Below are 12,258 nucleotides of genomic sequence, written 5' to 3'. Positions count from 1 at the left end.
CACCCACCCAGCCCAGCAGGCGTGAGAGGGCCGTCTTCTCCGTCGTGTCCGCGCTCGGGACACACTGCGACAGCCGCCGTCCCAGCACCGCCGACTCCGGCCCCCGCACCGCGGTGTGCACGGTGCGCGAGCCACCGAAGCGCTGCACCTGGGCCTCGTGGATGTCCACCAGCGCCACCGCCGCCGCGCGCACCGACGCGTCATTGCCCTTGCGCAGCAGCCCCACCAGCGAGGGCACCGCGGCCTCCTGGCCGGTGCGCCCCAGCGCGCGCGCCGCCTCCAGGGTGTAGAAGGGGTCGGGCAGCAGGCCCAGCAGCGCGGGCACCACCACGGGGTCTCCACACCGGCCCAGCACGTCGATGGCGGGGAAGATGCGGAAGAAGTTCCCGCTGCCCAGCGCCGCCAGCAGCGCGTCCACCGCCGCGCCGCCGCCCACGCGGCCCAGCGCCTCGATGGCCGCCACCGCCACGTTGTCGTCCGGGTGCACGGTGAGCCGGGACAAGAGCGGCACCGAGCGCCGGCTGCGGCGCCGGCCCAGCACCTGGGCGACGTCACAGACGATGGCGGGGTTGGCGTCTTCCCCCAGCGCCTCCAGCGTGCCCTCGACATCACCGGTGGAGGCCACCAACGCCTCCACGGCGGCCGCCAGTCGCGCCTCACTGTCGCGGCGGTGGACCAGCACGTCGCGCAGCGGCGCCACCGCGGGCGTCCCCAGCTTCGCCAGGGCGCCCACCACGGCGCGCCGCACCGCCCAGCTCTGGGCATCCAGCCCGCCCACCAGCAGCGCCAGGCTGGCGGCGCCGCGCCGGGCGAGCTGCTCCACCTCATCCACCTGGGAGCGGTCCTCCGCCGACAGCGTCAGCGGGTGCACCGATGTCGAGGATGCGGCCGTCATGCCCGCTGCTCCCGCGGCGAGGCCGCCACGGCCTCAGGACTGTCCTTCACGCCACCCAGCGCGCCTCGCAGCCGCGCGAGGCTCTCCGACTGCGAGCCTTGCAGCCGCGTGAGGTGGGCCAGCCGGCCCGCCACCTCCTGCACCTCCGTGGCGGTGATGGCCGTCGCGCGCGCCTGCTGCGCGGTGGCGGTGGTGATGTCCCGCGCCCGGAGGCGAATCTCCTCCACGCTCTTGGCCAGGCCCTCCATCACCGCCGTCGCCTCCGCACTGGCGCGTGCCACCACGGCCACGCCCGTGGCCTGGCGGCTGGCGGAGGCCGTGAGCGCACCGAGCGCCTCCGTCTGCTCGTCCAGCGCGCGCGACGTCTGCCTCGCCACGCGCCGCACCTCGTCCGCCTCCCGCACCAGCCCGCTGAGCGCCTTCGACTGCTCCTCCGCGGCCCGCGTCACCGACGCGGCCAGCTTCGCCACCTGGCGGCTGGCCGTTTCACTCTGCTTGAGGGCGCGGGCCTGCTCTGTCATGCCGCGCGCGGACTGGGCCACCTGCTTGCGCGTTTCTTCCATCGCCCGCGTCACCTCCTGGGCGGCCGTGGCCTGCTCGGCCAGCCCCACCAGGGTGCGCTGGGTGGCCGCCGCCGCCTCCTGCGCCAACGTGCCCACCCCCGCCACGTCACGGCTCTGGGTGGTCACCACCCCGCTCACACCCTGGACGAGCTGACGCATCTGGGAGGTGCCCTTGGCCAGGTCCGCCGCCGCCACCGCCTGCTCCTGCACGGCGCGCGACACCTTCTGTACCGCCTCCGCGAGCTGACCGTTGGAGCGCACCACGTCGCGGAGCGCGCGCGCCTGCTCTGAGGTGGCCTGCGTCGTCTGCCGCGACATGCGCCGCATCTCCGCGCCGCCCTGCGCCAGCGCCTGGGCGGCCTGCGCCTGCTCCGCCGCGGATATGGCGATGGCCCGTCCCTGTTCGCTCACCTTCGCGGTGCCCTGGACCAGCGCCTGCGTGGCCTGCACCTGCTCGCTGGAGGCGCGCGACACCTCGCGCACGTTGCTCCCCAGGTCCTCCACCCCCTTGAGGATGGTGGACAGCGCGCGCTCGGCATCCCCTGCCAGCGCCGCGCCCTCGTCCGCCGCACGCACGCCTTCGCCCGAAGCGGTGGCCGCCTCGCGCGCCGTCGTCTGCAGACCCCGGACGATTTTCGCCACGTCCGCGCTGGCCGCCGCCGCGCGGTCCGCCAGCGCGCGAATCTCCTCCGCCACCACCGCGAAGCCCCGGCCGTGCTCACCGGCGCGCGCCGCCTCGATACTGGCGTTGAGGGACAGGAGATTCGTGCGGTCCGCGATGAGGTTGATGGTCTGCACGATGTCGCCAATCTCCTCGGCGCGCCGCCCCATCTCCTTCATCACCCCGGCCGACCCGACAATGGACTCACGGATACGGCCAAAGCCAGCGATGGAGCGCGCCACCGTGGCGCCACCCTCCCGCGCGGTGCTCCCCACGCGCTCTGCGGTGGTGCGCGCCTCCTCCATCATCTGCGCCACCCGCCGCGTGGACGCCTCCAGTTGCGCGGAGGCCGTGGCGCTGCCAGCCGCCAGGGAATTGATTTGCTCGGAGGCCTTCGCCACCGTCTGCGCGGAGCGGGCGAGCTGCTCGATGGTGGCCGCGTTGGCCTCCACGGTCGCCGCGTTCTTCTCCGCCGTGGCGGCCACCTCCTCCACGCTGGCGGCCACCTCCTCCACGGAGGACGCGGTGCTGGCGGAGTGGGTCTCCAGCGTCCGGGCGTTCTCCGCCACGCCCTTCACGCTGCGAGCCAGCTCCTCCACCGTGGCCGCCGTGTCCTCCACGCTGGAGGCCATGGCCGTGGCGTCCCGGGACGCCTCGGCCAGGGAGCGGACCATTCCCGTCACCGCCTGCGTCACCTGCGCCACGCGCTCGCCCACGCCCTGCGAATCCGTGGACAGCCGGACAATGCCCTTGGCCATCTCCTCGGCGGTGGCGGCCACCTGCTCGGTGGCGGCGGCGCTGGACTGGTTGCGCGCCACCAGGTCCGCCACGGTGGCGTTCATCTCCGTCATGGAGGCCAGCAGCTCCTCGCTGGAGGCGGCCAGCTCCTCCGCGTTGGCGCTCACGCCCTTCACCGAGCGCGACACCTCCTCCAGCGCCCCCGCCGTGGTGTCCGCCGAGGCCGCCAGGTGCGCGGCGTCCTTGCGCACGCCAGCCACCGAGGCGTTCACCTCCTGGAGGGTGCCCGCGGTGGCCTCGGCCTCCTGCACCTGGGCCCGCGCGGAGTCGCTCACCGTGCGCTGCGAGCGCACCAGCTCATGGACGGACTGGCCCGTCTCCTCCACGTGCGCGGCCACCGATTCGATGGCGGCGCGCACCTGCTCGGAGGCCGCGGCCTGCTCGTTGCCGCCGGCCGCCAGCCGCGTCGCGAGCCCCTCCACCTCCTGCACCAACCCCACGCTCTCCTGGACACTGCGCGCCGCGTCTTCGGCCAGGGTACGGGCCTCTTCCAGCGCCCCCCCTGCGTTACCGCTGTCCGTCGCCATCCAACGTCTCCTCCCCGATGACCCGAGGGAAATCGATGAGCATCACCAGGCGCGGGCCCACCTGGGCCACGGCCTTCACGAAACCGCGCGCTCCCTCCACGACCAGCGGAGGGGGCGGCTTGAGCTGCTGGGGGTCCAGCTTCAGCACCTCGCGGGCGCTATCCACCACGAGCCCCACGACCCGGCTGCCGAGCTGCGCCACCACCACCCGGGAGTCGAGCGTGCGCTCCACCGGCGGCAGGCCGAAGCGCAGGCGGGCATCCACCACCGGGATGACGCGCCCGCGCACCTGCACCAACCCGGCGACGTGCGGCGCAGCGCCCGGTACGGGCGTGGCCCCCGTGAAGGACTCCATCTGGAGCACATCCGCCGCGGGCAGCACATACTCGGCTCCGTCTACCTTGAACACGACATGCAGCACGCTCATGCGAGGCGCCCCTCTTCCCGGACGGAAGCCCTGCGTTGGTGCGGCGCGCCGCCACCTCGCGCCAGCCCGAGCGCGGCCAGGTCCAACACCAGCGTGGGCCGCCCATCCCCCAGGTCCGTGGCGCCCGCCACGCCGGGCACGCGCACCAAGGGGTCCTCCAGCGGACGCAGGACGATTTCCTGCTGCCCCACCAACCGCTCCACGCCGAACGCGACCAGCTCACCGCGCTGGCGCACGAGGAGCGCCTTGGCCACCGAGCCTCCACGGCCATCCGCTTCCCCGCGCCCCAGCAGCCGGGCCAGCCCCATCAGCGGCACCGAGTTCCCCCGGCGCTCCAGCAGGGCCACGCCCCCCGCGCCCGCGGGCCACACCAGCCGCGCGGCGTCCACCTCGACGAGTTCCTCCACGGAGCCCACCGCCACGGCGTAGCGGAGCCCGGCGCACTCGAAGACGAGCGCGTCCAGCAGCGTAATCGTGAGCGGCACGCGGAGCCGGAAGGTGGTGCCGGCGCCGGGCCGCGTCTCCATCCCCAGCTCGCCGCCCAGCTGGTCCACGATGATGCGTTGGACGATGTCCATGCCCATGCCCCGCCCGCTGGTCATGTTGGCGGCATCCCGGGTGGAGAAGCCGGGCCGGCAGAGCACCTCCAGCAGCGCGTCCGGCGTCGGAGGCACGGGAACGCCCGCGCGCGCGGCCACCGCCCGCGCATCCACGCCGCGCCCGTCATCCGCCACGGTGAGGTCCAGCAGCCCACCCGCCCGGCCATGGCTGGCCACGCGCACCACGCCCTCCTCCGGCTTGCCCGCGGCGCGGCGCGCTTCCGGCGGCTCCAGCGCATGGTCCACCGCGTTGCGCACCAGGTGCACCAGCGCGGGCAGCAGCCGGTCCGCCACGGCCTTGTCCAGCTCCGCGTCCCCCACGTCCAGCTCCAGCCGCACCGACTTGCCCGTGCTGCGGCGCAGGCCGCGCACCAGCAGCGGCAGCCGCTCCAGCACATCCCCCACCCGCACCATGCGCAGGCGGAGGATGGCCGTGCGCATGTCGCGAAGCTGGCGTGCGTTCTCCTGGAGGATGGCCTGCAGCTCGCGCGTGGGCGCGCCGGCCGCCGTCAGCGCCGCCACCGCGCGGGTCAGCCGCGAACGGTTGACCACGAGCGCCGCCAGCCGCTCCAGCGCCTCGTCCAGGCGCGACACGTCCACCCGCAGGGAGCCGCCGCCACGCCGCGCCTCCTCGGGCTCCTCCTCCGCCAGCGCCGACTCGGGCAAGGGCGCCAGGGCGGGTGCCCGGGGGGCTACGACGGCCAGCGGGCGCACCGACGCGGGCGGGCCCCCCGCGGCCTCCAGCAGCGCGGCGTCAGAGGCCTCGGTCAGCAGCAGCAGCGCGAAGGTGAGCGCCCCACCGCCCGCGGTGGGCCCCGACAGGGGCAGCACCTTCACCGTCTCGCCCAGCGAGGCCACGCGCTCGCGCACGCTGTTGATGGTGATGCCGTTGGCGGCGCGGTCCGCGCCAGGGATGAAGTCCAGCCGCACCGCGCGGCGGCCTTCGGTGGCGCCCGTGGAGAGCTGCTCCCGCTCCGCCGCGGAGAGCCGGGAGGCCACGGCCTCCTCCAGCGCCAGCGCGGCGGGCGCGGCCTTCGCGGCGCTCCCACCCGGAGCGCCTTCGGCATCCAGCGCCTCCAGCCGAGACATCAGGCCCGGGGGCACCGGCGCGGCCTGCTTGCCCGCGGCGAGCTGGCGGACGCGCTGCTCGATTTCGCGCAGCCCCTCCATCAGCGGCTCCACGCTGGCCTCGGGCAGGCGGCCCCCCGCCCGGTCGGCGTGGCGCAGGCACGTCTCCATCCAATGGGCGATGTCGACGATGGGCTCTACATCCACCATGGCCGACAGGCCCTTGATGGTGTGCACGGCGCGGAAGAGCTCGCGCACGGCGCGCGGGTGCGGCAGCCCCCGCCGGATGCTGGCCTCCATGGCCAGCAACTGACGGTGCCCCATCCCCAGCAACTCTTCCGCCTCCGCCAGATAGGCGGGAAGGAAGTCCGCGAGGTCCACGGACGCGCTCAAGCGCGCCTCCCCTCCAGCAGCCCACGCACCTCCGACAGGATGGCGTCCGGCGTGAAGGGCTTCGTCATGAAACGGCTGGCACCCGCCGCCAACGCCCGCGTCCGCGAGGCTTCGTCCCCACGCGTGGTGACGATGATGATGGGCAGCTCGCGCAGCCGGTCCTGCCCTCGCACGAACTCCACCACCTCGATGCCGCCGATGTCCGGCATGTTCAGGTCCAGCACCAGCAAGTCATACGGCTGGAGCGACAGCCGCTCGATGGCCTCCAAGCCACTGGAAGCATGCGAGAAGGTGAGGCCCGGATAGGGCCGCAGGCACGCGACCACCATGTCGCGCATCACTTTGCTGTCATCAACGACGAGCACATCGGCCATGGCGTCCCCTGGAAACGGCCACCGAACCTAGAGCGATTCCGCGAAGTTGAAAGACATTGCCGGACATGGGGCTGTTGCAGCGCACACTGGCAGACAGTCCACAACAGCGACGTGCCCCGCCTGGGACCGCCGGTATCAGTCCCGACGCGCCTGCGGTGCGGACGCCGCCGGCCTGGGCGTCCTCACCTCGAGTGGTGGGACACCTGGAAGTCCGGGGCACGGGCGCGCACGACGGGCGGGGGCCCCTCTTCCACTCCGTCTCCTGCCTGGCCTGTCACCTGGGCAACGGCCGCGGCCGGCCGCCCGCGGAGGCCATCCTCTGGCATGGCGCAGAAGCGGCGTCCTCACGCAAAGCGTTCCTCCGGTTGTCGCCGGAGGAGCGGGATGCGCTCGTCACCTTCCGGGACTCACTCGAGTCAGCCGAGGGACACCGTCAGTCCCTCACCGCGGGCGGGCCCTCGCGCGGCAGACGGACGCGAAACGTGGCGCCCTCTCCGGGGGTGCTGTCCACGGACACGCCGCCCCCATGCGCCTCCACGATGCGGCGCAGCCGGTACAGGCCCAGGCCCAACCCGCCGTAGTGCCGCACCGGCACGGCGCGCTCGAAGCGGCGGAAGAGGCTCTCCAGCCGCCCGGGCGCGATGCCGATGCCGTGGTCCTTCACCATCAGCGTCGCCACGTCCCGCTCGGACTCCAGCGCCACCTCCACCGGCTTGCCCGGTCCGAACTTCATCGCGTTGGACAACAGGTGCGTCATCACCTGGGACAGGCGCGCCGCGTCCCACCGTCCCGGCGTGGGCTCCAGCGGGCTGAGCACCAGCAGACAGCCCGCGCGCGCCGCCGCATCCTCCGAACGGGACACCGCCTCGCGCACGACCAGCGCCAGGTCCACGTCCTCCAGGTGCAGCCGGGGCGCGCCGCCCTGGAGCTGCGACACGTCCAGCAACGACTCCACCAGGTCCGACAGGCGCTGCACCTGCCGGTCCGCCGAATCCAGCGCGCGCTCCAGCCGCTCCGTCCCGCTGCTCAGGCCCGCGCGCAGCACGCCCTGGGCGCCCTGCACGCGCAGCCGCAACGCCGCCAGCGGGGTGCGCAGCTCGTGGGCCGCCACGCTGAGGAAGTCGTCGCGCGCGCGCACCGCCTCCTGCGTCTCGCGGTAGAGGCGCAACTGCTCCGTCACGTCGCCAATGATGCCGGCCATCCGCACCGGGCGCCCCTGCGCGTCCCGCAGCGCCCGGCCACGGCTCACGCACGAGCGCCAGGTGCCGGTGACGTGCCGCAACCGCAGGGACACGTCATAGGGCGTGCCCCGCTCCAGGTGCGCGGACAGCGCGGCCATGACGTCCGGCCGGTCCTCCGGGTGAATCAGCTCCAGGAAGGCGGAGAACGTCCCGCCGAAGTCCCCCGGCACCAGGCCCAGCATGTCCAGCAGCGGCGGACTCCAATAGAAGGCCTGGCCGCGCAAGTCCCAGTCCCAGATGCCGTCGTAGGAGCCGCTCACCACCAGGCGGTAGCGCGCCTCGCTCTCCCGGGCGGTGCGCTCGGCCTGCTCCAGCAGCCCCACCCGCCGCTCCAGCTGGCGCACCATCCGGTACAGGTGGTCCTCGGTGCTCAGGTCCCCGGGTGGCGACGTGTGGGAAGGCCCGCCGGCGCGCAGCTCACGCAGCAGCGCGCCCACCAGCTCGTCGCCCTCCTGCGTCCTGCGCACGAAGCCGTTGGCCCCCACGTTGTGGGCCATGCGCAAGTCCAGCTCATCGGGCGCGATGGTGTGCGTGAGGATGACGGGCACCCGGGCCAGCCTGGGGTCCTGCCGGAAGCCCAGGCACAGCTTGAAGCCGTCCATGCCTGGCATCAGCGCGTCCGCCAGCACCACGTCCGGACCGCGGCGCCGCGCCAGGTCCAGCGCCGTGGCGCCATCCGCCGCCAGCACCACCTCGAAACGGAAGGGCGCCAGGTACAGCTGCGCCAGCTTGCGGGAGACCGGGTCGTCATCCGCCACCAGCACGCGGGGACGCCGTGCCTCCGGCCCCCCGGACGCCTCCACCGGGAAGGCCTGCCGCGCCCCTTCCACCAGCGCCCCCAGCGACAGGGGCCGGCTCAGGTAGCGCTCCACCGACAGGCCGAGCGGGCGCAGCGCCTCCCGCTCTGCGGGGAATGCGCTGATTTGTAGCAGGGCGCCCGCCAGCGACAGTGCGCTCCGCAGCGACTCCAGGTGCGTCCCATCCGATATCAACAGGCCAGCCGCCGCCACCACCACCTGCACCGACTGCGTCTTCAGCAGCGTCAGCGCGCCCGGAACGTCCGCGGAAGCCCAGACCCGCCAGCCCTGACTTTCCAGAGCAAGCACCTGGAGCTCCCGGGAGGCACCAGGGTCTTCGATGAGCAGGAGGGAGGGCGTCATCACGACGAGTCGAAGGCGAGCGTGCGGCCAGGGCGTCCGGACACCCCAGATGAAGGAAAGAGTCGCAGTCTGGGCACCGGACGCAGCGAGTCAAGCAGTCCGGCGGCAAGTGTTCTCCGGTGCAAATGACCGCCAGTCGGTCGCCGGCCCTCGGCTTCTCCCTCCAGAAACGCATTTGCGTGGCGGATGCATCCACGGCGGCAGCGGTATCCCGTCAACAGTCGCATCCGGGCAGGCAGGGGCCACCTGTGGCCAGCCCGCCCTCCCCGAGGTCTTTCCCAGTGACATGCCGCGCGGCTTCCGGAGCTCCAGCTTCCCGCACCATCCCCGCCGTCGGGTGACGCCAGACACGCCAGCCACCAGGCACCGGAGGCGTGACCTTCAACTCACGGTTCACCCAGGCACGGCGGCAACGAAGATTCTTCTGCATCCAGATTGCATTGGAAGCAGATACAACACCGGGTGCATGCGCGTGGAGTCGGGGGAGACCCGCTGGGATGCATGACGCGGAGCGTGAGGACTCAACGCTCCAGGTCTCAGCAGGGTGAAAGTGGCCGTCAAATCGGTTATCGAAAGGGCATCATGGGAGCAAAGAGAAGTGCCGTGCAGCCGAAGCTCACTGAGTTCCAGGACCGGATTCGTTCCGCGGGCTTGCGCAGCACCGCGCCCCGTGTGGCGGTGTTGCGGGAGCTGGAGGACGCTACGTCCCCGATGAGCCACGCCGACCTGGTGGACGCGCTGGGTGACGAGGGCTACGACCGGGTGACCATCTACCGCAACCTGACGGACCTCACCGAGGCCGGCCTCGTGGTGCGGGCGGACCTGGGCGACCACGTCTGGCGCTTCGAGCTGAAGCGCGCGGGCGTGGGACACGGCGGCAGCCACCCGCACTTCACCTGCACCGACTGCGGCACCGTGGCCTGCCTCCCGGAGGAGTCGGTCCGCATCGCGTCCTCGAAGGGCGTGCCCCGCGCGGTGTCCCAGCGCTCGGTGGAAGTGCAGCTTCGCGGTCTCTGCGACGGCTGCAACTGAGTGACGCTCGACGCGGTGAAGCGGCTCAGTCAGCCGCCCAACTGAGCGTGAGCGCCTGCCCGGCTGCCCTGCGGCCGGGGGTGCCCCTGGGGCACCCGGCCTGGATTGGCGAGAGCAGGAAGCGGCCCCACCCTTGCTCCCAGCAGTCGGTCCAACCGAACTGAACCCAGGGAGAGGGATGATGAAGAAGCTCATCACCGCAGTCGCATTGTGCGTGGGAAGCGCCGCGTTCGCGCAGCAGCAGCCGTCGCAAACGCAGGTACCCCGCCCCGGTACGGAGAAGAGCACCGGCGTGGACGCCACCGAAGTGGGGCCCGCCATCGGCAAGGCCGCCAAGGACGTGACGGGCGTCCAGACGGAGGAGGAAGGCACCTTCAAGATGGACAAGGCCATGAGCCTGCAAGGCACCCTCAAGGATGCCACCGCGGACGGCGTGAGCCTGTCCCGCCCGGGCCTGCCCGACGCGGACCTGGACGTGCGCGACAAGACAGTGCTGATGCTGGACGGCAAGAAGGTCGCCAAGACGGATGAGATTCCGGAAGGCGCCGCGGTGCGCGCGAAGTTCCAGCTGGAGGGCGATGAGGTCGTCGCGCTGGAGCTGCGCGCCACCAGCCCCAAGGGTGCCAAGAAGAAGCAGCCGGGCACCGGCGGCGCGGGCACGCAGCCGCATGAGTCCGTCGACAAGGAGCTCGACGGCACGCCGACGCGGTAGTCCTGGCGACACGCGCATCGTGCCTCGGAACGGGCCCGCTTCCACACCGGAGGCGGGCCCGTTCGTTTTTCGTCACCGCGAGGCGCTCTTCTTCTCCAGACAGGGAAGCGTTTTGCCCACGCAGACCCTGTTTCCCGGGCGGCCAGGCGTCCAAGGCCCGGTATGCGAATTGCTGTGCGTACCGCAGGAGGAGGAAGCGGTGAATCGACGACTGTGGGGCGGGTGTCTCGGGGCAGTGGTGATGACGGCATGGGCATGCGGTGGCTCGAACGAGCCCACCTCCCCCACGACGGGCAACGATATCGACAACATTCCACCGGTGACGCGGCCAGAGCCCGACGCCGGCACGCAGCCAGATGCGGGGACGGAACCGGACGCCGGGACGGAGCCGGACGCGGGCTCGGAGCCGGATGGGGGCTCGGAGCCCGACGGGGGCTCGGAGCCACAGCCGGACGCGGGCAGCGGTCCTGTTGAAGGACCTTGGCCGACGGACGCGGTGACGAACTACTCGTCTCGCTACAACATCTCCCGGGTGCAGGCGGTGGGCGTGGATGCCGCGCACAACATCTGGCTGCTGGATGGCGACCGGATTGGCGTGCTGCGCGCGGACTCGCGGCAGGTCGTCTGGACGCGCTCGCCCATTGGCCAGGCCCAGGGCGGCTTCGGTTCGGACCGGGCGGCCACCGGCTCCACTGTCATCTGCGGTGGCAGCGCGGGCCGCGCCTACGTGGGCTACGCCACGACCGACCTGCGCGCGGACCCGGACTTCCCGGGCCTGCAACCCAACTACATCGTCAGCCCCAACGAGTGCTACCAGCCTGACCCGGCGCAGCCGTGCTTCCCGTACAGCCACCGCCGGCTCCAGTACTACAGGCAGGGTGACGTGGACGTGGTGCGCCTGGACGGCAGCGGGCAGATTGTCCTCGAGGAGCACCTGCACCAGTCGGTGCGCAACACGACGGACGCGAACGGCAATCCCCGCGTGCAGACAGGCCCGCGTCGGCTGGATGACGTGCACAACCTGGGCATCCGCAACAGCAACGACCACCACTTCGACGAGGACCGCAGCATCCTGAGCTGCGTGACGGTGATGCACGGCCGTGACGAGGGCGACGTCTACGTGGGCTCCAACCACGGCGTCACTCGCATCCGCGGCCTGGAATACAGCTCCCACCGGCACCCGGTGTGGCTCAACGAGAAGGGCAGCCAGATGGCGGGCTACACCTACGGGCTCGGCATCGCGCAGGACGGGGACGTCCTCATCGCCAACGAGTGGATGTTCGGCATCGTCACGCCGACGCCCCGCCACGGCGACTGGGACAACATGGACAAGCGCGTCAACCTGATGAAGGTGGAGTCCTCCTACCTGCCCCAGCTCAACAGCATCAGCGAGTTCGACAGCTGGCGCGGCTTCCAGCAGACGACCGACGGCCGCTACTACCTGGGCAGCAAGGACCACGGCCTGTGGGAGATGACGATTACGGGGGCCTCCAATCAGGCCCAGACGGGCACCCGGCTGACCGGCGCCAACGCGGAGCAGAACGCCGCGCTCCAGAACATCAACGCGCTGGCGGCCACGGGTGACGGCTCGCTCTACATCGGCACGGACCGCTCGGGCCTGTGGCGCCTCACGCCGCAGAAGACGCTGGAGAAGGTGGCGGACGTGAGCGGCTCCCGGGTGCGGCAGCTCATCTACGACCCGCGGGTGACGCCGGCGGCGCTGTACGTCCTCACCGACAAGGGCCTGACGGTCCTCCGCGGCAACTGAAGTGCGAGGAAGCCCCTGGGGTGCCACGCACGGGCGCCCC

The 12,258-nt window shown here is 72.3% G+C and carries 9 protein-coding genes and 1 pseudogene; 4 read left to right on the top strand and 6 right to left on the bottom strand.

Annotated features, from left to right (window positions below; translation table 11 throughout):
- From FMP39_RS05945 to FMP39_RS05925, 5 genes are all read right to left on the bottom strand, one after another.
- The coding region (locus tag FMP39_RS05945) for a HEAT repeat domain-containing protein (protein WP_194858254.1) at window positions 1–895 on the bottom strand (895 nt) is incomplete at its 3' end.
- Complete coding sequence (locus tag FMP39_RS05940; protein WP_141589026.1) at window positions 892–3,444, bottom strand: methyl-accepting chemotaxis protein; 2,553 nt, start codon at window positions 3,442–3,444, stop codon at window positions 892–894. The genes FMP39_RS05945 and FMP39_RS05940, both read right to left, overlap by 4 nt.
- Complete coding sequence (locus FMP39_RS05935) at window positions 3,425–3,871, bottom strand: chemotaxis protein CheW (RefSeq protein ID WP_011556884.1); 447 nt, start codon at window positions 3,869–3,871, stop codon at window positions 3,425–3,427. The genes FMP39_RS05940 and FMP39_RS05935 overlap by 20 nt, the downstream gene beginning before the upstream one ends.
- Window positions 3,868–5,931, bottom strand: coding sequence for a chemotaxis protein CheA (locus FMP39_RS05930; RefSeq protein WP_141589025.1), 2,064 nt, complete (start codon window positions 5,929–5,931; stop codon window positions 3,868–3,870). Before FMP39_RS05930 ends, FMP39_RS05935 begins: the two co-directional genes overlap by 4 nt.
- Window positions 5,928–6,305 carry a response regulator gene (locus FMP39_RS05925; protein WP_141589024.1) on the bottom strand — a complete coding sequence of 126 codons (378 nt, stop codon included), beginning with the start codon at window positions 6,303–6,305 and terminating at the stop codon, window positions 5,928–5,930. The genes FMP39_RS05930 and FMP39_RS05925 overlap by 4 nt, the downstream gene beginning before the upstream one ends.
- 65 nt (window positions 6,306–6,370) lie before the next feature.
- On the opposite strand from FMP39_RS05925, the pseudogene FMP39_RS37335 reads away from it, so the two are divergent.
- A pseudogene (locus tag FMP39_RS37335) lies at window positions 6,371–6,706 on the top strand (di-heme oxidoredictase family protein); the annotation flags it as partial.
- A 32-nt stretch (window positions 6,707–6,738) separates the two neighbouring features.
- On the opposite strand, the gene FMP39_RS05915 reads toward FMP39_RS37335, so the two are convergent.
- Entirely contained in the window at window positions 6,739–8,706 is a 1,968-nt protein-coding gene (locus FMP39_RS05915) for an ATP-binding protein (protein ID WP_305036063.1), read from the bottom strand.
- 582 nt (window positions 8,707–9,288) lie between these two features.
- Between FMP39_RS05915 and FMP39_RS05910 the strand changes: the two genes are divergently transcribed.
- The 3 genes from FMP39_RS05910 to FMP39_RS05900 all read left to right on the top strand — a co-directional run bounded on the left by FMP39_RS05910 (window position 9,289) and on the right by FMP39_RS05900 (window position 12,218).
- Window positions 9,289–9,738, top strand: coding sequence for a Fur family transcriptional regulator (locus tag FMP39_RS05910; protein WP_141589022.1), 450 nt, complete (start codon window positions 9,289–9,291; stop codon window positions 9,736–9,738).
- Between the two features lie 178 nt (window positions 9,739–9,916).
- Window positions 9,917–10,450 (top strand): hypothetical protein, encoded by a 534-nt coding sequence (locus FMP39_RS05905; RefSeq protein WP_141589021.1) that lies wholly within the window; start codon window positions 9,917–9,919, stop codon window positions 10,448–10,450.
- Entirely contained in the window at window positions 10,407–12,218 is a 1,812-nt protein-coding gene (locus FMP39_RS05900; protein ID WP_141589020.1) for a hypothetical protein, read from the top strand. The genes FMP39_RS05905 and FMP39_RS05900 overlap by 44 nt, the downstream gene beginning before the upstream one ends.
- The last annotated feature ends 40 nt before the right edge of the window (window positions 12,219–12,258 follow it).

The organism is Myxococcus sp. AB056 (assembly GCF_006547365.1).
GTDB lineage: Bacteria > Myxococcota > Myxococcia > Myxococcales > Myxococcaceae > Myxococcus > Myxococcus virescens.
This window is presented reverse-complemented; position numbering and strand designations above follow the sequence as displayed.

What these genes read in the sequence shown, in the direction of transcription:
- FMP39_RS05905 (WP_141589021.1), top strand. Translation starts at nt 9,917, where the DNA reads ATGATGAAGAAGCTCATCACCGCAGTCGCATTGTGCGTGGGAAGCGCC.
- FMP39_RS05910 (WP_141589022.1), top strand. Translation starts at nt 9,289, where the DNA reads ATGGGAGCAAAGAGAAGTGCCGTGCAGCCGAAGCTCACTGAGTTCCAG.
- FMP39_RS05900 (WP_141589020.1), top strand. Translation starts at nt 10,407, where the DNA reads ATGAGTCCGTCGACAAGGAGCTCGACGGCACGCCGACGCGGTAGTCCT.
- FMP39_RS05935 (WP_011556884.1), bottom strand. Translation starts at nt 3,871, where the DNA reads ATGAGCGTGCTGCATGTCGTGTTCAAGGTAGACGGAGCCGAGTATGTG.
- FMP39_RS05915 (WP_305036063.1), bottom strand. Translation starts at nt 8,706, where the DNA reads ATGACGCCCTCCCTCCTGCTCATCGAAGACCCTGGTGCCTCCCGGGAG.
- FMP39_RS05925 (WP_141589024.1), bottom strand. Translation starts at nt 6,305, where the DNA reads ATGGCCGATGTGCTCGTCGTTGATGACAGCAAAGTGATGCGCGACATG.
- FMP39_RS05940 (WP_141589026.1), bottom strand. Translation starts at nt 3,444, where the DNA reads ATGGCGACGGACAGCGGTAACGCAGGGGGGGCGCTGGAAGAGGCCCGT.